Genomic DNA, 23,229 nt, shown 5'->3' with positions numbered 1-23,229 from the left:
CCGCCGGGGCCGCTTGCCCGAGCGGCGGCTCCGCCACCGACGCCCGTCGGTTCACACCGCACTACCGAGCTGGAGGGGTCCGCTCATGTCCGAGCCCTGGTCCGAGGCACCCGTAACACCGCAACAGGACGCGCCCGCCCCGGCGGCCTCCCCCGGCAGTCTGCTGGAACAGATGCAGCGCATGCTCGCCGACCTCAACGCCAACCTCGCCGGATTGGACGCCGACCTGCAGTCCTCCGCCGGACGGACCGGCGAGCAGCGCGACGCGGACGACCGCTCGACCGACTCCGCAGGCCGGGCCTGATCCGCCCGCACCGTGGCCGGCGGCCCCAGCGGTACGACCAAGGTCGGCACCCCCTGGCTCTCCGCCGGTCCGGCCCCGGCCACCGCTGACAGCTCCGGCTCTCCCGCCACCTCGGCCTCCGCCTGCTCCGTCGAGTCGACCGGCACCGCGTCGGCCGCCTCCCGGCGGAGCGTCCGCAGCAGCTCGACCACCACGTCCTTGCACTCCGAGCCCGCGTCCACGCCGTCGATGCAGCGCCAGTACAGGCTCTCCCCGTCGGCACCGCAGGCCAGCACCACCAGGGCCTCGGCCGTTTCGTGCAGCAGCCCGCCGAGTTCGGTCAGCACCGGCTCCAGCTCGCCGAGCTCGTCCAGCCGGGCGGCCCGGCCGTTGCCTCCCCAGTCGGCCCGGTGCCATTCGGTGTCGGCGGTCTCCTGGGCGCTCTCCGCCCGGCCGGGCTCCTCCAGACAGCTGACCGCGTGTGCGCCCGCATCGCAGAGCAACTGCCCGAGGGCGGCCAGCTCTCCGCTCTCCCGCCCGGCGATCGCGGCTCCCACGGCCTCGGTGAGCAGGGCCGCCTGCCACGCCTCCGCCAGCGCGTCCTGCGCGCTCCGGGCCTCCGCCAAGGCGTGCCGGGCCGTCTTGATCAATCGCAGCGCGTCCATGCGTCGCCGCTCCCCTCGCTCGCGTCCGACAGTCCGACCGTCGAAGCCGACGGTGTGTCACGCGGCAAGAGTGCGGCGGCTCCGGCCGCTGCGGGTGAAAGAGCCGGAGAGCTGTGGACAACCAGCCCCTGTGGACAACTACCGTCACCCACAAGAGGGACGGCGAGGCGTCAGACCGGGAAGCGGATCTCGTTGCGCTCGATCTTGGCCGCCAGCGCCGCCGCCGGGTCCACGCCGACCGCCGTACAGAACTGGAGCAGGTACGCCAGCACGTCGGCGACCTCGTCCCGGACCCGGTGCGCGCGGTCCGGATCGGCCATCACCGTCGCCGCCTGCTCGGGGGTGAGCCACTGGAAGATCTCCAGCAGTTCGCCGGCCTCCACGCTGAGCGCGGCCGCCAGGTTCTTGGGGGTGTGGAAGGGCTCCCAGCCCCGGGCAGCCGCGAAGTCGGTGAGCCGCTGCTGGAGTTCGTCGAGGGTCTTGTCGGTCACGACTACAGGTCTACCCCATCGGTGTCGCCACGCGGGCCCTGCAACGGCACCCGGGCCGACTCGGGTCGAAGCACGCTGTGGCCGCTGGCCGGATCGCGTCGGCACTCGACCAGTTCGATGCCGAGTCCCGGTTCGCGGGCCGGCACCACGTCCTGCACCGCGCCCAGCAGGCGGATGTCCTCCTTCTCGCACACCTCCCGGGCCAGCCGCAGCAGCGCCGAGACCTGCTCAGCCCCCAGACCGGCCGCCAGGTCCTCGGCCAGCACCGTGAGCTGACGATGCGCCGCCGGGACCTCCACGGCCGGATCGACGTCCAATACCCCGACCCCGGTGAGCAGGACGGTGGCGAACGCGAGCAGCCGCAGCATGCCGTCCGACGCCTGGTCCGCGCCCGTCCGGCCGAGCACCCCCTCGTCGAAGACGGCGAGCAACTGCTCGCGGGCCTCCGGGCCACGCCGGGCCACGTCCAGGCCGAGCAGCGGGTGCGGGGCCGCCTGCTGGACGGCCTTGAGCAGCCGGCCGTACCGGCGGGTGCACTGCTGCTTCACGCGGGCCAGCACCGGGGAGATGTTGGCGGCCGAGGCAAGCAGGCGGGCCTCCGGGTCGGGCTCGGCCCAGTCGCGCATCAGGGCGGGCACCGGGTGCAGCGGGAAGACCTCGCGCAGGGCGGTGAGGAGTTGCTCGGCGGCGGCCAGCACCTGGCGCTCGCCGTTCGAGGAACCCGCCACCCGGAGCGGGATCTGCGCGGTGATCAAGCTGTCGTTGGGGAACGGCGCCCGGATGTCGCCCTGCCGGGTGTCGTTGTGCCAGGTGACGTTGACCCTGCCGTGGGCGACGTCCTGCTCCCCGGTCTCCACCAGGGTCTGCCCGGCGCAGGTCAGCCACTCCCGGGCGACCCGGACCGGGCCGTCGGTGCGGACCACCACCTCCAGCCGGATCGGCCCGGCGGCGGAGCGGACGGTGCAGCCGAGGATGATCGCGTTCCGGCCGTGCGGGACGCAGCCGAGCAGGCCACCGCGGATCGGCAGCGCGAGCGGGCCCGAGGCGCCGCCGAGGCCGTCCAGCGAAGGACCGATGGGCTCGCCGAGGGAGAGCCGGGAGAGGGTGGCCAGCGCGTCCAGCGCGTTCGACTTGCCGACGCCCGAGGGGCCGTGCAGGACGGTCAGCGGGGAGAGCGGCAGGGTGGTCCGCCGGTAGGACTTGAAGGAGGTGAGGCGCAGCTCCTCCACGGTGGGGCGGAGGACTGGACGGACTGCTGCGGGACGGACGACTTCGCTGGTCACCCGGGGGACGTTAGCCGTCGTCGGAGGTGGCGAAACGTGCCTGCGGCGCATCTTCATCCCAACGAGTCCCGCCCGGGACCGGGCCGAGTCCCGGGCCAGGACCAGGCCAGGTCCGGACCAGACGGGAGAGCTGGACGCGGCAGCCGCTCAGCGGTACGTGGTCAGGTGCACCGAGCCGCTCAGCGGTACGTGGTCAGGTGCACCGAGCCGGTCACCTCGACCGGGTCGGGCAGTTCGGCGAGCGCGGCGGCCAGCCGGGCCGGGTCGGTGTGCCAGGCGTTGGGACCCATCGCGACCACCTCGTTGGCCTCCGCGTGCGAGAGCCGGAGCCGGAACTCGACCTCGGTGCGGTCGGTACGGGTCAGCCAGGGGCTGAGCTTCTCGTCCGTCCGACGCTCCTTGTCCTCGTCCACCGAGAGCAGCCCCAACGCCTCCACCAGCTCCCGGAGGTGACGGGAGGTCGGCGAGACCAGCAGCATCCGGCCGCCCGGGCGGAGCACCCGGCGGATCTCGGGGCCGTTGCGCGGCGCGAAGACGTTGAGCAGCAGGTCGGCGGAGTCGTCCAGGAGCGGAAGCGGGCGCCAGGCGTCGCAGACCAGCGCGCCGATCCGGGGGTGCGCCCTGGCTGCGCGCCGGAGTGCGAACTTGGAGATGTCGAGCGCGGCACCGACCCCGCCCGTGCGGTCGAGCACGTGGGACAGGTAATAGCCGGTGCCCGCCCCGAGATCGGCGACCAGGCCGGTCGGACCGTCCGTGACCTGACCGCCCATGACCTGACCAGCCGTGACCTGACTCCCCATGACCTGACCGGCCGCCTCCGCCAGTGCGTCGGCGATCGGACGGTAGTGACCGGCCGCCAGGAACGCCTCCCGGGCGGCGACCATCTCGGCGGTGTCGCCGGTGCCGGTGTGCGCGTCACCGGCGAGCAGGCTGACGTAGCCCTGCCTCGCCTGGTCGAAGCTGTGGCCCGCCGCACAGCGCAGCGTCCGGCCGTCCAGGATCAACGGCCGGACACAGTGCGGGCAGGCCAGGTAGCGCTCGATGTCCTGCAACAACGTGGGTGGTCCTCGCCGGAGTCGGAATGGACCACCAGGCTACTCAATCAGCTTCGCCCTCTTCGCCGTCGTCGTCGCCGCTGACCTCCTCGTCCTCGGGGTCGTCGACGATCCAGCCGGCCAGCCGCTCGGCGACCCCGCTCACGCCGAGCTTGCCCTCCCGGATGGCCCGGGCCAGGCTGCGCACCTCACGGGCGGTGGTGGCGACGGTGCAGCCGCTGGCCACCAGGTACGAGTACGCGACGGCGGTGGCGAACAGCTCGTTGGTCCGCTCCAGGGCCGGGACGCGGATCAGTTGGTGCATCAGGGCCGCGGCGCGGTCCTGCGGCTCGGGGTAGACGGCGATGTCGAAGATCTCGGCCTGGTGCCGGGCAACCGAGGCGAGCAGCGATCCGTAGTCGGTCACTTGGGGATCGCCCGGGGTGTACTGCTCGGCTGTCATGAGCAGCCAGGACAGGTCTACCTCAAGTTTCAACGGCGCACGTCCTGCAGCTCGGCGCCGCGCTCGAACTCGGCGAGGAAGGCGGTCTCGTACTCCTTCATGAACTGTGCGGCGGTGTCGACGAACAGCCGCCCCGCCTCGCCCATGTCCTGCTGCACGAGCCGTTCGATGTACTGGTTCATGCTGATCCCCTGCTGCTCGGCCCGCTCCCGGGCGATTTCGGCGGTCGTGGCATCCACCCTGACGTTCAGCTGCTTTTTGGCCATGCTTCACGCTAGCGCCGATGTGCTAGCACAACAAGGGCGCATTCCGGCCCTCCGCACTCCCTCCCCCGCGCACGAGGAGTCCCCTACCCGCGCACGGGGCGCTTGGCACCCCCTGGGTACATCCCGTCGGACCGCCGCCGAGCACGGGCCGGCCGGGCGACCGGATCACGGCGGGCCCCGGAAACGGCTGATGGGCGCCGGGGCGGTGGCCCCGGCGCCCATCGGTGGTGGATCGTCAGTCGGCGGCGATCGGCTCCAGGATGGCCACGCACTCGAAGTGGTGGGTCATCGGGAAGAGGTCGAAGGCGCGGAGCGAGACCGGCTGGTAGCCGCCCTCGCGGAAGAAGGCGAGGTCGCGGGCGAGCGCCGCGGGGTCGCAGGCCACGTAGGCGATCCGGCGGGCGGAGAGGCCGGCCAGGTGGGCGACGGTCTCGCGGCCGGCGCCCGCGCGGGGTGGGTCGAGGACGATGAGGTCGGTGGAGGTGATGCCGGTGCGCGGCAGCAGGGTCTCCACCCGGTCGTGCTCGATCCGGACGTTGTCGAGGGTGGCCAGGTTGTGGCGGGCGTCGACGACGGCCTGCTTGCTGGACTCGATGCCGAGGACGGCGCCGTCCTCACCGACCCGGTCGGCCAGCGCGCCGGCGAACAGGCCCACACCGCAGTAGAGGTCCAGGGCGCTCTCGCCCCACTGCGGGTCGAGGCCGTCCAGGACGGCGCCGACCAGGGTGTCGGGGGCCTCCGGGTGGATCTGCCAGAAACCGCCGTTGGAGACCCGCCAGGTGCGGTCGGCCGCCCGCTCACGGACGAAGGACCGGCCGTGCACCTTGTGGATCAGGTCCTGCTCGTCGACCCGGGAGATCGAGACCGGCTTGTCGAGCTCGACCAGCGGGAGCTGGGAGCCGGGCGTCGGGGCGATGATCACCTGACGGTCGGAGGAACCGGCCGCGGCGATCACGTCGATCGAGCTGACGCCGGGCCAGGTACGGGCTTCGACGCCGAGCTCGGACACGCCCTCGGAGGCGATCAGGCAGCGGTCGACCGGCTCGAGCTCGTGCGAACGGTTGCGGCGCAAGCCGACCTTGCCGGTCGCCGGGTCCACCGCGTACTGGATCCGGGTGCGCCAGGCCGGCACCTCGCCGGGCGGGAGCTTGCCGCCGACCGGCTCGACGCTGCCGTCCCAGCCGGCCTCGGCGGCGGTCAGGCCGGCCAGCTTGGTGAGCTGCTCGGTGAGCACCGCGACCTTGAGCTTGCGCTGGCCGCCGGGGGTGACGTGCTGCCAGTCGCAGCCGCCGCACTTGCCGGGGCCCGAGAACGGGCACGGCGCGGGGATCCGGTCCTTGGCGGGCTCCAGGATCTCCACCGCGTCGGCACGCAGGAAGCGGGACTTGGTGGTGCCCTCGGTGACCTGGGCGATCACCTTCTCGCCGGGCAGCGCGTGGCGGACGAAGAGCACCCGCCCCTCGTGCCGCGCCACGCAGTGGCCGCCGCCGTGCGCGACCGCGCCGACCTCGACCTCGTAGCGCTCGCCGACCAGCGGGTCACCGGCGGGCACCCGAGGGGTGGACGGCGCCTTGGTCGAGCGCTCCGTCCTCACCGGACGGGCGGCCCGGCCGGCGGCCGCGCCGGTGCGGGCGGCCTTCGGGGAGCGTCCGGCCTGCTTCTTCGCGCCCCCAGCACCACCAGCACTGCCAGCGCCCCCAGCACCACCACCGGCGCCCCCGGAGCGCGGCGCCGGGCTCGGCTCGGGCTCACCCGGCGCGAGCGGCGCGGTCTGCGCCGTGAAGCCATCGCGGTCGGTCGCCTCCGGGCGGGCCGGCCTGGCGCCCCAGCGGGGCCGGGCGACCTGACCCGGCTTGCTGCCGGACTTGCCCTTGCCGGTGCGGCCGGAGCCGGAGGAGCGGGGCGGGTTGTTGCGGGTCACGAGTCGGCGTCCTTGCTGGGGTTGCTGGAATCACTGGCGGCACTGGCGTTCGCGGAAGTCCTCGACTCTACGCGCTGCGGCCGGGGCTCACCGCGCCGGACGGCGCCGGGAGCGGACCAGGCCTTCTGCGGCTTGCGTCGTTCGGAGGACTCCAACTGCCAGGGTACGGAGGTCACCATCACTCCGGGCTTGAACAGCAGCCGCCCCTTGAGCCGCAGCGCGCTCTGGTTGTGCAACAGGTGCTCGTACCAGCGCCCCACCACGTACTCGGGGATGTAGACCGCGACCACGTCGCGCGGGCTGCTGCGGCGCAGGTTCTTCACGTACTCCAGCACCGGCCCCGTGACCTCGCGGAACGGCGAGTCCAGCACCTTGAGCGGCACCTCGATCCCGCGCTCGTCCCAGTCCCGGCGGAGCGCCTCGGTGTCCGTGGGGTCCACGTTGACGGTGACCGCCTCCAGGGTGTGCGCCCGGGTCAGCCGGGCGTACGCCAGCGCGCGCAGCGCGGGCTTGTGCAGCTTGGAGACCAGCACGATGGCGTGTACCCGGGTGGGCAGGACCACGTCGTCCGCCACCTCGGCGGCGACCAGCTCGCGGGCGATGCCGTCGTAGTGCCTGCGGATCGCCTTCATCATCACGTAGAGCACGACCATGGCCGCGATCGCGATCCAGGCGTGGCTGATCTTGGTGGCCAGCACCACGATCAGCACCGCCATGGTCATCACCAGGCCGAAGGCGTTGATCGCCCGGCTGCGCTGCATGTGGGCGCGCTTCTTCGGGTCCTCTTCGGTGCGCAGCAGCCTGGTCCAGTGCCGGATCATGCCGGACTGGCTCATGTTGAAGGAGACGAAGACGCCGACGATGTAGAGCTGGATCAGCCGGGTCGGGTCGGCGTCGAACGCCACGATGAACAGGATCGCCGCCGCCGCCAGCAGGATGATGCCGTTGGAGAAGGCGAGCCGGTCGCCACGGGTGTGCAGCTGGCGGGGCAGGTAGCGGTCCTGGGCCAGGATCGAGCCGAGCACCGGGAAGCCGTTGAAGGCGGTGTTGGCAGCCAGCACCAGGATCAGCCCGGTGACGGCGGCGATGAAGTAGAAGCCCGGGGTGAAGTTGGAGAACACCGCCTCGCTGATCTGCGCCAGTGCGGTCTTCTGGTGGTAGTCCGCCGGGGCGCCGACCAGCTGGCTGGGCTCCTCCGCCATCTGGGCACCGGTCAGCCGGGCCAGGTAGATGATGCCCATGAACATCACGACCGCGAAGACCGCCATCATCAGCAGCGTGGTGGCGGCGTTCTTGCTCTTCGGCTTGCGGAAGGCGGGCACGCCGTTGCTGATCGCCTCCACACCGGTCAGCGCGGCACAGCCCGAGGAGAACGCCTTGAGCAGCAGGAAGACCAGCGCGAAGCCGGCCAGGCCCTCGTCACCGGGCAGCGCCGCCAGGTGGAACCCGGCACTCTCGGCGGGCATCTCCGTACCGAAGATCACGTTCCGGACCAGGCCGTAGCCGATCATGCCCATGATGCCGAACATGAACGCGTAGGTCGGGATCGCGAACGCGCCGCCGGACTCCCGGACCCCGCGGAGGTTCATGCCCATCAGCACGATCACCAGGATGATCGAGATGCCCATCTCGTGTCCCCGCAGCGACGGCACCGCCGACACGACATTGGCCACGCCCGAGGTGGTCGACACCGCCACCGTGAGCACGTAGTCGACCATCAGGGCGCTCGCCACCACCAGGCCGGAGTTCGGCCCGTGGTTGACGGTGGCGACCTCGTAGTCGCCGCCACCGCTCGGGTACGCGTGCACGTTCTGCCGGTACGAGGCCACCACCGCGAGCATCACGACGGCGACGACGATGCCGATCTGCCAGGAGAAGTGGATCGCCGAGACACCCGCCACCGAGAGGGTGAGCAGGATCTCCTCGGGGGCGTACGCCACCGAGGAGAGTGCGTCGGAGGCGAACACCGGCAGGGCGATCCGCTTGGGGAGCAGGGTCTCCCCGAGCTTGTCGCTGCGCAGCGCGCGGCCGATCAGGATGCGTTTCGGTAGGTCAGCAGGCATAGGCACGTTAAGGAATCGTAGGGGGTCCCCTCCGGTTCGACGCTCTCTGGTGGCCCCTTCGTCGGGACTGTGTTCGGTGGAGGGGCTAGCGTGTCGGATGATGACTGCGCGGGAACCATCCGGAAATCCCCGCGCCACACGGTGCCGAGGACTCGGCGAACTGTCCCCCCGGAGTCGGGGGCGGAAGGATGACGATCGGTGTCTGCGCAGGTCATGACCCCAACGGACCGGGTGAGGTAGTCCCGTGCACATCGTCATCATGGGCTGCGGCCGCGTGGGTTCGGCCCTGGCGCGCGCCCTCGAGAAGCAGGGTCACTCGGTCGCCGTGGTCGACCAGGACCCGACCGCCTTCCGGCGGCTCGGCTCGGGGTTCAACGGCCGCCGGGTGAACGGGGTCGGCTTCGACCAGGACACCCTGCGCGAGGCCGGGATCGAGGAGGCCGGGGCGTTCGCCGCGGTCTCCAGCGGTGACAACTCCAACATCATCGCCGCCCGGGTCGCCCGGGAGAACTTCGGCGTGGAGAACGTCGCGGCCCGGATCTACGACCCCCGCCGGGCCGAGGTGTACCAGCGCCTGGGCATCCCGACCGTGGCCACCGTCCGGTGGACCGCCGACCAGATGCTGCGCCGGCTGCTGCCCAGCGGCGGCGAGCCGCTCTGGCAGGACCCGAGCGGCGGCGTGCAGCTGGCCGAGGTGGCGTACGCCCCGTCCTGGGTCGGCCACCGGCTGACTGAGCTGGAGGAGGCGTCCGGGGCCCGGATCGCGTTCCTCACCCGGCTGGGCGAGGGCGTCCTGCCGACCCCCCAGCTCGTGGTCCAGGAGGGTGACCTGGTGCACGTGATGCTGCGCCGGGCCGACCTGGACACCGTCGAGGCCGCGTTCGCGCGGGGCCCGCAGGAGGATGAGCACTGATGAGAGTCGCCATTGCCGGAGCCGGCGCGGTCGGCCGCTCGATCGCGGGCGAGCTGCTGGAGAACGGCCACGACGTCCTCCTGATCGACAAGAACCCGAACTCCATCTCGGTGGAGCGGGTCCCGATGGCCGAGTGGCTGCTGGCCGACGCCTGCGAGATCACCTCGCTGGACGAGGCCGCCCTGCAGCGCTGCCACGTGGTGATCGCCGCCACCGGTGACGACAAGGTCAACCTGGTCGTCTCGCTGCTGGCCAAGACCGAGTACGGGGTGCCCCGGGTGGTCGCCCGGGTGAACAACCCGAAGAACGAGTGGCTCTTCAACGAGTCCTGGGGCGTGGACGTCGCCGTCTCCACCCCGCGCCTGATGTCGGCGCTGGTCGAGGAGGCCGTGAGCGTCGGCGACCTGGTCCGGCTGATGCGGTTCAGCCAGGGCAACGCCAACCTGGTCGAGCTGACCCTCGCGGCCGACACCGAGCTGGTCGGCACCCGGGTCGGGGCGGTCGACTGGCCGGCCGACACCGCGCTGGTGACCATCATCCGCGAGGGCCGGGTGCTGGTGCCGGGTAAGGACGACACCCTGGAGGGCGGCGACGAGCTGCTCTTCGTGGCGGCCCAGGAGCGCGAGGAGGAGCTCGAGGAGCTCCTGTCCGCAGGCTCCGGCGCCCAGTAACGGATCCGGGAACGGACGAAGGGCCCCACCGTGCGGTGGGGCCCTTCGCGTCACTCCGCCTGCTCGTCCTCCTCGACCTCCGCCTTGATCGGCGGCGGGGCCTTGAGCAGGATCTGCCAGGTCACGTACATCGCCAGCAGCAGTGGCGGGATGCCCAGCGCGACCTTGAGCCAGCCGAGCAGGTTGACGTTCCCGGTGAAGTAGAGCGGGAAGAGGATCACCGGCTTGATGCCCATGATCACCGCCCAGGCCCAGGTGGCCTTGGTGTACGCGGCCAGCCGGCCGGGGTTCTGCTTCCGCCAGGTGAACATCTCCCCGGTGATCGGGCCGAGCATCACGCCGATCAGCGGCCAGCGGACCAGGGCGGAGACGGCCAGACCCACGCAGTAGCCGACGTTCCAGAGCAGGCCGGGCAGGTAGAAGTTCTCCGCCTTGCCGGTCTTCATCGAGATCCAGGCACCGAGCGCGACCCCGAACACACCGCTGAACGCGTGCTGGACGGTCTCCCGGCGGAACAGCCGGACCACCACGAAGAGCAGGCTCAGTCCGAGCGCGGCCCAGGCGGCCGGGGCCACCTGGTGGGTGATGTTGAAGGTGATGATGAAGAGCAGACCGGGCAGGGTCATGTCGATCATGCCCCGGACGCCGCCGAAGGCCTTCAGCACCGTGTCGGCCGCCTCCTTGGAGGCGGCCTCGCGACCGGCCCGCTCCTCCTCCGCCGTCAGGGCGGCGGGGACGGGCTTGGCCAGGTCGAGCTGGGCGGCGGGGTCGCCGCCGGGCAGGTTGGTCACACTCACTCGCTCCCGTGTCCGGCCGGACGCAGTTCGTAGCGGGGGTTGAAAAGCACGCGGCGCCCGCGTGCATGACTGATCCGGCCGGTCGCGATGAGCCGACGGCCCGGCTCTATGCCGATGATCGAACGGCGGCCGAGCCAGACCACGTCCAGCGCGTCACTGCCGTCGAAGAGCTCTGCCTCCAGCGCGGGGACCCCGGCCCGGGGGCGGAGGGTGACGGTGCGCAGGGTCCCTGCCACGGTCACCACTTCCCGGTCACCGCAGCTGGCGATCGGAGTGCAGCCCGACTCCGCCGTGTCCTGCCGCAGTTCCTCCGCGTCCAGCTCCTCGGACGAGGAGGTGAGGCGGCTGATCATGCGGCGGAACCGGCCCTGCGGCTGCTCGCTGCTGTTGTCACCACTCATGCCCGAAGGGTACCGGTTTCGGCTCACCGAACGTCAGTCCGCCGGGGTACCGGGGCCACCCGGTCAGGGCTCGAAACGGTAGCCCATGCCCGGTTCGGTGATGAAGTGCCTCGGCCGGCTCGGGTCCGTCTCCAGCTTGCGCCGCAGCTGGGCCAGGTAGACCCGCAGGTAGTTGGTCTCGGTGCGGTAAGCCGGGCCCCAGACCTCCTGGAGCAGCTGGGTCTGGCTGACCAGCCGTCCGGCGTTGCGGACCAGCACCTCCAGCAGGTGCCACTCGGTCGGGGTTAGCCGGACGTCGGTGCCGTCCCGGTTGACCTTCTTGGCGGCCAGGTCGACCGTGAAGCCCTCGGCGACCACGGTCGGCTCGTCCTCGCCGACGACCGGTTCTGCCCGGCGGATCGCGGCCCGCATCCGGGCCAGCAGTTCGTCCATGCCGAAGGGTTTGGTGACGTAGTCGTCGGCCCCGGCGTCCAGCGCCTCGACCTTCTCGTCCGAGCTGTGCCGGGCGGACAGCACGATGATCGGCACCCTGGTCCAGCCGCGCAGGCCGCGGATCACCTCGACGCCGTCCAGGTCCGGCAGGCCGAGGTCGAGCAGCACCACGTCGGGGTGCCGGGCGGCGGCCAGCTCCAGGGCCGACGCGCCGTCATGGGCGGCGTCCACCTCGTACTTCCGGGCCTTGAGGTTGATCACCAGGGCGCGGACGATCTGCGGTTCGTCGTCCACGACGAGGACCCGGGTCATACGGGCTCCGCCTTTCGGTTCGGGGAGGGGTCGGGTACGGCGGCGGGCAGCACGACCACCATGGTCAGCCCGCCGCCCGGGGTGTCCTCGGCGGCCAGCGTGCCGCCCATCGCCTCGACGAAGCCCCGGGCCACGGCCAGGCCGAGCCCGACGCCGACGCCGCGCGGGGCGTCGCCGTGGCGCTGGAACGGAGCGAAGATCCGCTCCTTGGCCTCCTCGGGCACGCCGGGGCCGCGGTCCACGATCCGTACCTCGACCTGCCGGGCGGCGCCCGGGCGGTCGATCGCGGCGGCCCGGACCAGGACGTCGGAGCTGTACTTGACGGCGTTCTCCACCAGGTTGGCGAGCGCCCGCTCCAGCAGCCCGCCGTCGGCCCGGACCATGGCGAGCGTCTCGGGCACGTCCAGCCGGACCGAGCCCGGCGGCACCCCGCCGAGCGCGTACGGGACCACCTCGTCCAGGTCGGTGTCGCGGATCAGCGGGGCCACCGTGCCGGTCTGGAGGCGGCTCATGTCGAGCAGGTTGTTGATCAGATGGTCGAGCCGGTCGGCGCCGGTCTCGATGCCCGCCAGCAGTTCGGCCTCGTCCTCCGGGCTCCACTCGACGTCCTCGGCGCGCAGCGAGCTGACCGCCGCCTTGATCCCGGCCAGGGGAGTGCGCAGGTCGTGCGAGACGGCGGCCAGCAGGGCGGTCCTGATCCGGTTGCCCTCGGCCTCCCGCCGGGCGGCGGCGGCCTCCCCGGCCAGTCGGCGGCGCTCCAGCAGGGCCGCGCCCTGGGCGGCGTACGCCCCGAGCAGGCGGCGGTCGGCGGCGGGCAGCACCCGGCCGCGCAGCACCAGCGTGAGGTGATCGCCGACGGGCACGTCCACGTCGCCGTCCTCGGGCCTGGCCGGGGGGTGCGGGCCGCGGGCCGCGGCGGGCCGCCAGGGCGAGTGGTCGTCGGCTCGCTCCAGCAGGACGGCGGAGTCCTGTTGGAAGGTCTCCCTGACCTGGTCGAGCAGGGCGGTCAGCAGGCCGTCGCCGCCGGGGGCGCCGCGCAGTACGGTGCCGGCCAGCGCGCTGAGCGACTGCGCCTCGGCCTGGCCGCGGGCGGCCTGCTGGGTGCGTCTGGCGGCCAGGTCGACCACCGAGGCGACCGCGATGCCGACCGCCGTGAAGATCGCCACGGCCAGGATGTTCTGCGGCTCGGAGATGGTGAAGGTGTGGATCGGCGGCGCGAAGTAGTAGTTCAGCGCCGAGGAGCTGACCAGCGCGGAGGCGATCGCCGGGAAGAGACCGCCGACCAGGGCCGCGCAGACGGTCAGGCTGAGGAAGAGCAGCATCACGGAGGGGAGCCCGAGACCGTCGACCTGGGTGAGCAGCAGGGTCAGCAGCGGCGGACCACCGACCCCGATCAGCCAGCCGAGCACCGTCCTGGTCCGGCCGAGGTCGGTGACCTTGCGCAGCGGCACCCGGCCGCGGCCCTTGGCGACCTGCTCGTGGGTGACGGTGTGCACGTCGATGTCACCGCTGCCCCGGGTCACGGTGGCGCCGACCCCGGGGCCGTACAGGTACTGCCAGGCCCGGCGGCGGCTGCTGCCCAGCACGATCTGGGTGGCGTTCACGCCCCGCGCGAAGTCCAGCAGCGCGGCGGCCGGGTCGTCGCCGAGGACGGTGTGGAAGGTGCCGCCGAGGCTCTCGGTGAGGGCCCGCTGCTCGATCAGGGTCTGCGGGGAGCCGCTCGCGCCGGTCAGGCCGTCCGAGTGGGCGATGTGCACGGCGAGCAGCTCGCCGCCGGAGGCGCGGTCGGCGATCCGCGCGGCGCGCCGGATCAGGGTGGCGCCCTCGGGGCCGCCGGTCAGGCCGACCACGATCCGCTCGCGGGCCTGCCAGGTGCCCTCGATGCCGTGCTCGGCCCGGTAGCGCTGCAGGTACTCGTCCACCCGGTCGGCGGTCCAGAGCAGGGCCAGCTCGCGCAGCGCGGTGAGGTTCCCGGGCCGGAAGTAGTTCGCCAGCGAGGCGTCGATCCGGTCCGGCGGGTAGACGTTGCCGTGGGCCAGGCGGCGGCGCAGCGCCTGGGGCGACATGTCGACCAGCTCGATCTGGTCGGCCCGACGGACCACCTCGTCCGGCACCGTCTCGCGCTGGCGGACCCCGGTGATGCCCTCGACCACGTCGCCCAGCGACTCCAGGTGCTGGATGTTGACGGTCGACACCACGTCGATGCCGGCCGCCAGCAGCTCCTCGACGTCCTGCCAGCGTTTGGCGTTGCGGCTGCCCGGCACGTTGGTGTGGGCCAGCTCGTCCACCAGGGCGACCGCCGGCCGCCGACGCAGCACCGCGTCCAGGTCCAGCTCGGCGAGGGTCGCCCCCCGGTACGTCAGTTCCCGGCGCGGGACCGTCTCCAGACCCTCGATCAGTTCGGCGGTCCGGTCCCGACCGTGGTGCTCGACGAAGCCGACCACCACGTCGGTGCCGCGCAGCGCGCGCCGGTGCGCCTCGGCCAGCATGGCGTACGTCTTGCCGACGCCGGGTGCCGCCCCGAGGTAGATCCGCAGCCTGCCGCGTGCCATCCGCACCGTTCCCGGTCAGCCCGGCGGGCCGTGCCCCCGGACGCCTGTTCGTCTGCCCCCGAGCCTACGGCCGCCCGACTGGAAATCCGCTGATCAGATCACCCGTCCGGCCAGTCTTAGCGAGCTCTTGACGGCCAGGAGGCCCCTTCATACCGCCGCCACGCCCGTGCAACACCCCGCTGGGAACATCGACCGCATGCTCTCTCTGGTCGCTCCCCCCGCGCCGGTCCGGGCGCCGCAGCCCTCCGAGGGCGGCGGCGCCGGGGCGGTGCTGCGCGCCGTACTGGCCGACGGGCCGCTGGCCCGGGCCGCCGTCGGACGGGCCACCGGGCTCAGTCCGGCGGCGGTCTCCCGGCACACCACCGACCTGATCGGCCTCGGCCTGGTCCGCGAACTGCCCGCGCCGGACGGACCGCCCCGGGCCGGCCGCCCCCAGCTGCCGCTGGACGTGGACAGCCGTCACCACCTCGCCTGCGGGGTGCACATCGGCGTGCCCTTCCTCACCTTCGCCCTGCTCGACCTGCGCGGCCGGGTGGTCGCGCAGGAGCGGCTGCCCCGGCGGGGCGACGCCGCCACCGTGCTGGCCACCATCCGCGACCACCTGCCCGGCTTCCGGGCCCGCCGGGCCGCCGGGCGCTCGCTGCTCGGCCTCGGCGTGGTCACCGGCGGCTGGGTCGACTCCGAACGCGGCACCGTGGTCGAGCACGGCCCGCTCGGCTGGCGGGACATCCCCGTCCGGGCCGAACTTGCCCGCGCCACCCGGCTGCCGGTGCACGTCGACAGCCACGCCAAGGCACTGGCCCAGGCCGAGTTGCTGTTCGGCGCGGGCCGCGGCGCCACCGAACTCGTCCAGCTCTTCGTCGGCAACGTGGTCGACGCCGCCTTCGCCACCGGCGGCACCGTGCTGCGCGGCCGCCGCTCCCGGGCCGGCAACGTCGGCCACCTGCCCGTACCGGGCTCCACCGAACCCTGCGTCTGCGGCCGCACCGGCTGCCTCCAGGCCACCGTCTCCGAGCGCACCATCGCCCGCCGCGCACACGCCCGGGGCATCGTGCCCGTACCGGACTTCCAACTGCTGCTGACCCTGGCCCGGGCCGGCGACGAGCGGGCCGAGGCGCTGATCCGGGAACGGCTGCGGCTCGCCGCCCCGGCCGTCGCGCTGCTGCTCAACGTGCTCAACCCCGAGGTGCTGGTGGTCAGCGAGGCCGGGCTGACCGTCCGTCCTGACCTGGCCGGCTACCTGTACGGACAGGTCGCCCGGCACGGCCCGGTGGAGCCGGGCCAACTGGTGACGGCCGCCTCGTTCGGAACGGACGTGCTGGCGGTGGCGGCCTGCGCGGGCGTACTGGACAGCGCCTACCAGCGGCCGATGGAGCTGCGCACCGCGCGCAGCTCGTAACGGCCGGATTAATTCCGCCGCCTGGCGAATCACTGACCAATTCTCCTCCGACAAAGGAGAATTGGGGACAAATCCCTTTCCTCCTCCTCCGGAACCGGAGCACCTCACCATGCCCACTGACGACCGGCAGCTGCACTTCAACCTCTTCCTGATGGGCGTCGGCCACCACGAGGCGGCCTGGCGTCACCCGCGCACCGACCCGCACCGGGCCGCCGACATCACGCACTTCCAGCGCCTCGCCCAGACCGCCGAGGCGGCCTCCTTCGACTCGGTCTTCCTGGCCGACGGCGTGGAGGCCCGTTCGGACGGCGGCTGGGGCCTGATCAGCCACTTCGAACCGTTCACGCTGCTCACCGCGCTGGCCGTGGTGACCGAGCGGATCGGCCTGATCGGCACCGTCTCCACCGGCTTCACCGAGCCGTACAACCTGGCCAGGCAGTTCGCCTCGCTCGACCACATCAGCCACGGCCGGGCGGGGTGGAACATCGTCACCTCGGCCGGGGAGCGGTCCGCGCAGAACTTCAGCCGCTCCGCCAACCAGGAGCACGCCGTCCGCTACCGGCGGGCCGCCGAGTTCCTCGACGTGGTCACCGCGCTCTGGGACAGCTGGGAGGACGGCGCGCTCACCCTGGACCGGGCCACCGGCGCGTTCGCCGACCCGGACCGGGTGCACGAGATCGACCACGTCGGCGAGCACTTCCAGGTCCGCGGACCGCTGAACATCCCCCGCCCGCCGCAAGGGCACCCGCTGCTGGTGCAGGCCGGCTCCTCCGACAACGGCCGGGCCTTCGCAGCCCGTTGGGCCGAAGCCGTGTTCACCGCACAGCAGACCCTGGCCCAGGGGCAGTCCTTCTACGCCGACCTCAAGCGCCAGGCCGCCGGCTTCGGCCGGGCCCCCGAGCAGGTCGTGGTGCTGCCCGGGGTGGTGCCGGTGCTCGGCTCCACCGAGGAGGAGGCCCACCGCCTCGACCGCGAACTGGACGAACTCATCAACCCCGCCCGCGCGGTGGGCGTGCTCTCCACCGTGCTCGGCGTCGACCTCACCGACCACCCGCTCGACGAGCCGCTGCCGCCGCTGCCGCCGGTCACCGAGATCAACGGAGCCAAGAGCCGGTTCGAGTTGATCCGTGACCTGGCCGGACGCGACCGCCTGACGCTCCGTCAACTGGTCGGCAGGCTCGGCGGCGGACGCGGCCACCAGGTCGTCGTCGGCACACCCGAGCAGCTCGCCGACCACATCGAGACCTGGTTCACCCAGGGCGCCGCCGACGGCTTCAACATCATGCCGCCGATCCTCCCCGACGGCCTGACCGACTTCGTCGAGCAGGTGCTGCCGATCCTGCGCAAGCGCGGCCTGTTCCGCGAGGGCTACACCGGCCGCACCCTGCGCGAGCACTACGGCCTCCCCCGGCCCGCCGGCCGCTTCTCCTGACCCCGCAGCACCGAAGGGGCGCCCACCGGTTGGTGGGCGCCCCTTTCGTGCCAGGCGTTCACCGGACTGTGGTCCAGCACCCGGACCCCCGCGCGCGCTTCACCCTGATCCGCATCCGGCGCATGCACTCGGGGCCCTGCAGACCGTTCCGCAGCTGCCGCCCGTCGGGGCCGGTCGGGAAGGGGTAACTCCTGCTCTCGGCGCGCTCGTTGATGTTGGCGTAGGTCCGATCCAACACCCGCCCCATCCAGTGCCGGTCGGCCAGGTAGCCGCCCAGCGCCTCCCGGCTCGCCATCGCGGCCTCCCGCGCCGCCGGTTCGGGCTCCACGTACCAGAATCCCGTACCCCCGGCGACAGTGCATCCGCATCCGGCGCATGCACTCGGGGCCCTGCAGACCGTTCCGCAGCTGCCGCCCGTCGGGGCCGGTCGGGAAGGGGTAACTCCTGCTCTCGGCGCGCTCGTTGATGTTGGCGTAGGTCCGATCCAACACCCGCCCCATCCAGTGCCGGTCGGCCAGGTAGCCGCCCAGCGCCTCCCGGCTCGCCATCGCGGCCTCCCGCGCCGCCGGTTCGGGCTCCACGTACCAGAATCCCGTACCCCCGGCGACAGTGGCGCCACTGGTACCGCACTAACCCTCGTCGGCGAGGACCACGTCCGCGCCGGCCCGGGCCGCGTCCAGCGCGGCCCAGGTGGCGGCCGGACCGCCGCCGACCACCAGGACGTCCGTACTCAGCTCCTGCACGGCTCTCTCCTCAACCGTTCACAGGCGCGCGCCAGGCGGTGAACCGGCGCTCCAGCCGGACCAGCAGCTGGTTGAACGCCACCCCGATGACCGAGATCGTGACGATTCCCGCGTACATCTGCGGGATCGCGAAGTTGTACTGCGAAGCGTTGATCAGATAGCCCAGACCGGCCTTCGCGCCGACCATCTCGGCCGCCACCAGCACCAGGATCGAGACCGCCCCCGCCAGCCGGATGCCCGTGAACACCACCGGCACCGAGGCGGGCAGGATCACCTTCTGGAACAGCTTCACCGGCGACAGGTCCAGCGAACGGGCCAGCCGCAGCAGGGTGGGGTCGACGCTGCGCACGGCGCTGATGGTGTTCAGCAGGATCGGCCACAGGCAGGCGTACAGCACGATCGAGATCTTCGAGGTCTCACCGATCCCGAGGATCAGCACGAAGACCGGCAGCAGCGCCAACGCGGCGGTGTTGCGGAAGAGTTCGAGCAGCGGGCTGAGCAGATTGGCCACCGGACGGTACCAGCCGATCAGCAGTCCGAGCGGGACGCCGACCACCACCGCGAGGCCGAAGCCGCTGAGCGAACGGGTCAGGCTGGCCCAGGTGTTGACTGCGAGCTGTCCGCTGTCCAGCAGACCGAGCCAGGCGTCCAGCACCTCACTGACCGGCGGCAGGAAGGTCCGGTCCACCAGGTCGAAGCGCGGGGCCAGCTCCCAGAGAACCAGCAGCAGGACGATCGCCACCGACTTGGTGACGGCGTTGAACAGCAGGCCGGGCAGGCGGCTCCGGCGGGGCGCCGGGGCGAGCGTCTTCGGGATACTCGAGAGCCTGGAGGTCTCCGAAGTCTTCGGGTTCACCAGGCTGATCGACGGCGCGGGCCGCAGGTCGGTGCTCATACGTGGGCCACCTCTCGCTCCAACTGCTGGGCTCGGTCGACCTCGTCGTGCAGCAGGCTCCAGATCTCGTGCCGGTACCGCGCGAACTCCGGTGCGGAGCGCAGGTCCTGTGCCGTCGTCCGTTCGCCCAGATCGATCGGGACCACCTCCTTCACCCTCCCGGGCCGCGAGGTCAGCACCGCAACTCGCTGCCCCAGGTAGACCGCCTCCTCGATGCCGTGCGTGATGAACACGACCGTCTTGCCGGTGCGCTCCCAGATCCGCAGCAGCTCGTCCTGGAGCAGCTCCCTGGTCTGCGCGTCCAGTGCCGCGAACGGCTCGTCCATCAGCAGCACGCCCGGGTCGTACGCCAGGCTGCGGGCGATCGCCACCCGCTGCTTCATGCCGCCGGACAGCTCGTGCGGATGCCGGTCCTCGAAACCGGACAGGCCGACCAGCCCGAGGTACTCCCGTGCCAGCGCAACCCGTTGACGCCGCGGAACCCCGGTCGCCTCCAGGCCGAACTCGACGTTGCCCTGCGCGGTCCGCCACGGCAGCAGCGCGTACTGCTGGAACACCACGCTCCGATCGACACCGGCCCCGGTGACCGGATTCCCGTCCAACAGGATCCGGCCGCCGGTCGGCCTGGTCAGGCCCGCCGCCAGATCCAGCAGCGTCGACTTGCCGCAGCCACTCGGCCCGACGATCACCACGAACTCACCGGCGGCGATGTCCAGATCCACCCGGTCCAACGCGGTGAACTCGGCGCCGTCCTTGATCGGGAAGGTCTTGGTCACCTGCTCGAAGCTGATCCGACTCGTCACGCTCTCAACCCCCGTACGTGTTGTACTCGTTGGTGTAGAGGTCGGCCGGCCTGATCTGGCCCACCTTGATGTCGCCGTGCGAGACCAGCCAGTCGATCCAGAGCTGGAACTCCTGGTCGTTGATCCGGCCGCCGGTCTCCGCCACGCCGGTGGAACGCCAGTACTGCAGGGCGGCGGTGTCCTCGTTCCGGCCCCGCTTGCGGATGATCTCGGTGCTGCGGGCGATCACCTCCTCGCGCGGCGTGCTCCTGGACCACTCGATCGCCTTCGCCACACCGGTGACGAAGGTGCGGGAGGTGGTGGGGTTCTGCTTCAGGAAGCGGTTGGTCAGCACGAAGGTGCCGGCGCTGAACTTGCCGAGCAGGTCGTAGTCGCTGAACAGCGGCCGGATCCCGCCCGCCGCCAGCGCCTTGTCCCGCAGGATGCTGCCCAGCACCGAGACCTCGATCTGCTTCTGCCGCAGCGTCTGCTCACCGTTGACCGGCGGGATGACGATCGGCTCCACCTTGGCGATCTCGGCCGCCGTCAGCCCGTTGCGCTGGAGGTAGATGTCGAGCATCGCCTCGCTGTGTGCGCCCAGCGTGTTCATCCCGACCTTCTTGCCCTGCAGGTCCCGGGCCGACCGGATCGGGCTGTCCGCCAGCACGTAGTAGCCGTTGTAGGTGAACTCGTCCACGCCGTAGTAGCTGATCACCGCCTTCACCGGCGCGCCGGCCGCGATCAGCTTCACCACCGCGCCGTTGAACGCCCCACCGAAGTCGGTCTGGCCGGTGGCAGCCGACTGGATGTCCTGCGGACCGCTGATCGTGTTGCCGACCCACTCCAGCTTCACGTCGCCGAAGTAGCCGAGGTCCTCGGCGAGTTCGGGCAGCGTGACCTGCCCGGCCCAACCCTGGTAGCGGATCTTCCCGGTCTCGTGCCCGCCGCCCCCGGTCGCAGTGGCCCGGCCGCAGGCGGCGGTCGCCGCGCCGATGGCAGCCAGGGCGAGGAAGGTACGTCTGGAAGTGCTGGTGGGCATGGCGATGTAATCCTTTACGAGGGCAGCGGGGAGCGCCGGACCGACGAGGCGGTCACGGGCTTCGGGGTTCGTTGAACGGCCGCCCTGAACACGGGCAGACGCGGGTGCACGATCAGCGGTACGGCGTCACGGAGCGCCGGGTGAACGGCGGCCGGGCATGGGCGGGCGGTGCGTCGTCGTCAGCGACAGACGGCACAGATCGCGCTCGCGTGCCGTCGGAGATCGACGTGCAGGCGGCCCACAAGGCTCACGGCTCGGCTCACGTCCCTCAGCGTTCCAGCGCTGCGGAGCCTCGTCAACGAATGTTCCCCCGGCGGAAGAAACCCGGCCGGACCCGTCGCGGTGTGGGTGCTGTGGGGTCCCCTGTTCCCCACAGCACCCACCTGGCCGTGACCGGGCGATCGCGGCCCGGTCCTCGGCACGTACAGAACACGCCGCGAGACGGGGGAAGGTTGCATCGGAATCCGGAAAAACTTCGGTGTCTTCCACGACGCGTCGACCGAGGTCAGCCCTGGCCTGTCGGACGGCCGCCGGTTGGGGTCCCCACCTCGCCGAACCGCTCGGCCGCCGTCCGGAACTCCGGCTCCAGCGCCGCCGGTTCGGCCTGGCTTGCCGACCGGTACTGCACCGTCAGCACCGCCAGCTGACGGCCACTCAGCCGAGTGGTGAACTCCTCCACCCGTCCGGCGAGCCTGGTCGACGCGACCACCGCCGCCCGGTCGGTCCGTTCCCCCGCCGGCCAGCCCAACGCCGCGCACTCCCCAGGGCCCAGCAACCGGGCCGCCGCCTGCGCCGCCTGCGACTCCGCCTCGAACTCCAGCAGGTACTGCACCGACGTCACATCGGACCGGGCCAGGTCGCCGTGCACCAGCTCCCAACGGTGCAACGCTCCCAAGGAGTCCACCAGCTCAGGCACACACCCCTGGACGGTCGGCAGCGCGAACGCCGTGGCCGCCAACAGCTGTGCCCCCCACGGCCCGTACCGTCCCGGGCTCACCGGCAGCTGGTCCCGGCCGAACAGCAGTTGACCGCCGGCTGCGTCCACCGGCATCACCGTCTCCACCGGGCCGACCGGCTCGCCGGGACCGGGCAGCACCAGGGTGGGCGTGATCGTGCGTAACGCCGGCGGCCCCACCAGCCCAGCGGCGATTCCGCCGCCGCCCCTCATCGCCGCCAGACCACACACCCCGGTGGAGGCCAACGCCCCCACAACCAAAGTCACTTCGATCCGACGCCACCGCCGACGGCGTACCGCCCGGCCCACCACGTGCTCGGGCTCGGGCACCCGCAGGCCGCTCAACTCCCCGCGCAGACCGTCGAACAGACCGTCCAACCGCGCGGCGGAGATGGCCGGACGATCCTGGTCGTCCACGGTGATCGTCGTCCTCTCAGTCACGAGCGCTCAACGTCCTAGTCAAATTTCGCTCCCGGCCGCCGCGTTGCTCCGGTACGACGGGAGTGGGAGTCCCGACGCCCTCAGTACGCGCCTGCGGCCGGGCCTCTTGTTCCGACCGCGGCTGCGGAGCGTGGCCGGGTCTCGACGGTACGCCGGGCTTCGGACCTGACGGCGCTTCCGGTTGCCGCTCCGTCAGTCGGAGGCCACCCTCGCCCTCCTCCTCCCCCAGCAGTTCCGCCAACGCCTGCCGCCCGCGGTGCAGCCGCGCTTTCACCGTCCCGACCGGGACACCCTCCTCGGCCGCGATCTCGGCCACCGCCCTACCCCCCATGTGATGCAGCACCAGGGCCGACCGCTGGGCTTCCGGCAACCGGCGCAACGCCTCCACCAGGGCCACCGACTCCGGCCCGGGCCCCGGCAACGGGCTTCCCTCACCGTGCCGTACCCAACTCCGCAACGCCGTCCTGGCCCGCCGCCACCGGCTGATCGCGATCCGCTGACCGGTCAACCGCACCCAGGCCACCGGGTTCTCGTACGCGCTGAGCCGGTTCCAGTGACTCCAGGCCCGGACAAACGCTTCCTGCGCGGCGTCCTGGGCGTCCCCCAAATCCCCTGTCAGGGCGTAGAGGTGAGCGACCAGCTGACCATACGCACCTTCGTAGAACGCCCGGAAGTCGCTCTCCGCCTCGTGCCCTCGGTCACCACCCATGACGGGCCAGTGTGCCGTGGACGGAACCGCGAGGCAACCGGGTTGGACGGGCGCTGACCGGGATCTGAAATGCAGAAAGCCCCGCCGGGAGACCCGGCGGGGCTTTCTGTGAATGATTGTTCGGCGGCGTCCTACTCTCCCACAGGGTCCCCCCTGCAGTACCATCGGCGCTATGAGGCTTAGCTTCCGGGTTCGGAATGTAACCGGGCGTTTCCCTCACGCTATGACCACCGAAACACTATGAAACTGTCAACCGCACCCCACCGTGACCATGGCAGGGGGTCGTT

At 71.9% G+C, this 23,229-nt stretch carries 24 protein-coding genes and 1 rRNA gene; 4 read left to right on the top strand and 21 right to left on the bottom strand.

The annotated features are described in order from the left end of the window. Nucleotides 1-51: 51 nt before the first annotated feature. The 8 genes from ACKUU6_RS22045 to ACKUU6_RS22010 form a co-directional block, all read right to left on the bottom strand. Nucleotides 52-948, bottom strand: a complete 897-nt coding sequence (locus ACKUU6_RS22045) for a DUF6099 family protein (RefSeq protein ID WP_407990278.1) — start codon at nucleotides 946-948, stop codon at nucleotides 52-54. Nucleotides 949-1,118: 170 nt separating this feature from the next. Next, nucleotides 1,119-1,439, bottom strand: a complete 321-nt coding sequence (locus ACKUU6_RS22040) for a nucleotide pyrophosphohydrolase (RefSeq protein WP_407990277.1) — start codon at nucleotides 1,437-1,439, stop codon at nucleotides 1,119-1,121. Nucleotides 1,440-1,441: 2 nt separating this feature from the next. Beyond that, entirely contained in the window at nucleotides 1,442-2,722 is a 1,281-nt protein-coding gene (locus tag ACKUU6_RS22035; RefSeq protein WP_407990276.1) for an AAA family ATPase, read from the bottom strand. A 179-nt stretch (nucleotides 2,723-2,901) separates the two neighbouring features. After that, nucleotides 2,902-3,777: a putative RNA methyltransferase gene (locus tag ACKUU6_RS22030; RefSeq protein WP_407990275.1), complete on the bottom strand. Its 876-nt coding sequence runs from the start codon at nucleotides 3,775-3,777 to the stop codon at nucleotides 2,902-2,904. A 43-nt stretch (nucleotides 3,778-3,820) separates the two neighbouring features. Next, complete coding sequence (locus tag ACKUU6_RS22025) at nucleotides 3,821-4,252, bottom strand: fic family toxin-antitoxin system, toxin component (RefSeq protein WP_407990274.1); 432 nt, start codon at nucleotides 4,250-4,252, stop codon at nucleotides 3,821-3,823. Then, a complete protein-coding gene (locus ACKUU6_RS22020; protein ID WP_057238448.1) occupies nucleotides 4,249-4,485 on the bottom strand; it encodes a toxin-antitoxin system HicB family antitoxin in 237 nt (78 codons plus the stop codon). The genes ACKUU6_RS22025 and ACKUU6_RS22020 overlap by 4 nt, the downstream gene beginning before the upstream one ends. 235 nt (nucleotides 4,486-4,720) lie before the next feature. Further along, entirely contained in the window at nucleotides 4,721-6,037 is a 1,317-nt protein-coding gene (locus ACKUU6_RS22015; protein ID WP_407992199.1) for a class I SAM-dependent RNA methyltransferase, read from the bottom strand. 365 nt (nucleotides 6,038-6,402) lie between these two features. Next, the gene (locus ACKUU6_RS22010; RefSeq protein ID WP_407992198.1) at nucleotides 6,403-8,469 is read right to left on the bottom strand and encodes an APC family permease; all 2,067 of its coding nucleotides are present in this window, start codon (nucleotides 8,467-8,469) and stop codon (nucleotides 6,403-6,405) included. Nucleotides 8,470-8,713: 244 nt separating this feature from the next. Between ACKUU6_RS22010 and ACKUU6_RS22005 the strand changes: the two genes are divergently transcribed. Together ACKUU6_RS22005 and ACKUU6_RS22000 are read left to right on the top strand one after the other, a co-directional pair. Beyond that, a complete protein-coding gene (locus ACKUU6_RS22005; RefSeq protein ID WP_407990273.1) occupies nucleotides 8,714-9,382 on the top strand; it encodes a potassium channel family protein in 669 nt (222 codons plus the stop codon). After that, complete coding sequence (locus tag ACKUU6_RS22000) at nucleotides 9,382-10,053, top strand: potassium channel family protein (protein WP_407990272.1); 672 nt, start codon at nucleotides 9,382-9,384, stop codon at nucleotides 10,051-10,053. The genes ACKUU6_RS22005 and ACKUU6_RS22000 overlap by 1 nt, the downstream gene beginning before the upstream one ends. Nucleotides 10,054-10,103: 50 nt before the next feature. Here the strand turns inward: ACKUU6_RS22000 and ACKUU6_RS21995 are convergent, their stop codons facing one another. From ACKUU6_RS21995 to ACKUU6_RS21980, 4 genes are all read right to left on the bottom strand, one after another. After that, nucleotides 10,104-10,844: a DUF3159 domain-containing protein gene (locus tag ACKUU6_RS21995; protein WP_407990271.1), complete on the bottom strand. Its 741-nt coding sequence runs from the start codon at nucleotides 10,842-10,844 to the stop codon at nucleotides 10,104-10,106. A 2-nt stretch (nucleotides 10,845-10,846) separates the two neighbouring features. Next, the gene (locus ACKUU6_RS21990) at nucleotides 10,847-11,251 is read right to left on the bottom strand and encodes an OB-fold nucleic acid binding domain-containing protein (protein WP_057238435.1); all 405 of its coding nucleotides are present in this window, start codon (nucleotides 11,249-11,251) and stop codon (nucleotides 10,847-10,849) included. A gap of 63 nt (nucleotides 11,252-11,314) precedes the next feature. Further along, nucleotides 11,315-11,995, bottom strand: coding sequence for a response regulator (locus ACKUU6_RS21985; RefSeq protein WP_407990270.1), 681 nt, complete (start codon nucleotides 11,993-11,995; stop codon nucleotides 11,315-11,317). Then, nucleotides 11,992-14,547, bottom strand: coding sequence for a DUF4118 domain-containing protein (locus tag ACKUU6_RS21980; RefSeq protein WP_407990269.1), 2,556 nt, complete (start codon nucleotides 14,545-14,547; stop codon nucleotides 11,992-11,994). The genes ACKUU6_RS21985 and ACKUU6_RS21980 overlap by 4 nt, the downstream gene beginning before the upstream one ends. A 196-nt stretch (nucleotides 14,548-14,743) precedes the next feature. Between ACKUU6_RS21980 and ACKUU6_RS21975 the strand changes: the two genes are divergently transcribed. Further along, complete coding sequence (locus ACKUU6_RS21975; RefSeq protein WP_407990268.1) at nucleotides 14,744-15,946, top strand: ROK family transcriptional regulator; 1,203 nt, start codon at nucleotides 14,744-14,746, stop codon at nucleotides 15,944-15,946. Nucleotides 15,947-16,055: 109 nt separating this feature from the next. Further along, nucleotides 16,056-17,378 (top strand): LLM class flavin-dependent oxidoreductase, encoded by a 1,323-nt coding sequence (locus ACKUU6_RS21970; RefSeq protein WP_407990267.1) that lies wholly within the window; start codon nucleotides 16,056-16,058, stop codon nucleotides 17,376-17,378. A 58-nt stretch (nucleotides 17,379-17,436) separates the two neighbouring features. Here the strand turns inward: ACKUU6_RS21970 and ACKUU6_RS21965 are convergent, their stop codons facing one another. The 9 genes from ACKUU6_RS21965 to rrf all read right to left on the bottom strand — a co-directional run bounded on the left by ACKUU6_RS21965 (nucleotide 17,437) and on the right by rrf (nucleotide 23,177). After that, complete coding sequence (locus tag ACKUU6_RS21965; RefSeq protein WP_407990266.1) at nucleotides 17,437-17,706, bottom strand: hypothetical protein; 270 nt, start codon at nucleotides 17,704-17,706, stop codon at nucleotides 17,437-17,439. Nucleotides 17,707-18,007: 301 nt separating this feature from the next. Continuing rightward, nucleotides 18,008-18,121, bottom strand: a complete 114-nt coding sequence (locus ACKUU6_RS21960; protein WP_407990265.1) for an FAD-dependent oxidoreductase — start codon at nucleotides 18,119-18,121, stop codon at nucleotides 18,008-18,010. Nucleotides 18,122-18,131: 10 nt separating this feature from the next. Continuing rightward, nucleotides 18,132-19,016, bottom strand: a complete 885-nt coding sequence (locus ACKUU6_RS21955; RefSeq protein WP_407990264.1) for an ABC transporter permease — start codon at nucleotides 19,014-19,016, stop codon at nucleotides 18,132-18,134. Next, on the bottom strand, nucleotides 19,013-19,819 hold the full coding sequence (locus tag ACKUU6_RS21950; RefSeq protein WP_407990263.1) for an ABC transporter ATP-binding protein: 807 nt from the start codon (nucleotides 19,817-19,819) through the stop codon (nucleotides 19,013-19,015). Before ACKUU6_RS21950 ends, ACKUU6_RS21955 begins: the two co-directional genes overlap by 4 nt. Nucleotides 19,820-19,823: 4 nt before the next feature. Next, nucleotides 19,824-20,837 (bottom strand): ABC transporter substrate-binding protein, encoded by a 1,014-nt coding sequence (locus ACKUU6_RS21945; RefSeq protein ID WP_407990262.1) that lies wholly within the window; start codon nucleotides 20,835-20,837, stop codon nucleotides 19,824-19,826. Nucleotides 20,838-21,016: 179 nt separating this feature from the next. Next, nucleotides 21,017-21,295 (bottom strand): putative leader peptide, encoded by a 279-nt coding sequence (locus tag ACKUU6_RS21940; protein ID WP_407990261.1) that lies wholly within the window; start codon nucleotides 21,293-21,295, stop codon nucleotides 21,017-21,019. Between the two features lie 47 nt (nucleotides 21,296-21,342). After that, entirely contained in the window at nucleotides 21,343-22,209 is an 867-nt protein-coding gene (locus ACKUU6_RS21935) for a hypothetical protein (RefSeq protein ID WP_407990260.1), read from the bottom strand. A 16-nt stretch (nucleotides 22,210-22,225) separates the two neighbouring features. Beyond that, nucleotides 22,226-22,942 carry a SigE family RNA polymerase sigma factor gene (locus ACKUU6_RS21930; RefSeq protein WP_407990259.1) on the bottom strand — a complete coding sequence of 239 codons (717 nt, stop codon included), beginning with the start codon at nucleotides 22,940-22,942 and terminating at the stop codon, nucleotides 22,226-22,228. A 118-nt stretch (nucleotides 22,943-23,060) separates the two neighbouring features. Continuing rightward, nucleotides 23,061-23,177: ribosomal RNA gene (gene rrf / locus ACKUU6_RS21925) — 5S ribosomal RNA — on the bottom strand. Nucleotides 23,178-23,229: the final 52 nt, after the last annotated feature.

Origin of the sequence: Kitasatospora sp. CMC57 (assembly GCF_045866025.2) — a bacterium.
Lineage (GTDB): Bacteria > Actinomycetota > Actinomycetes > Streptomycetales > Streptomycetaceae > Kitasatospora.
The sequence above is the reverse complement of the archived record's forward strand: the minus strand, read 5'-3'. Positions and strand labels throughout refer to the sequence as shown.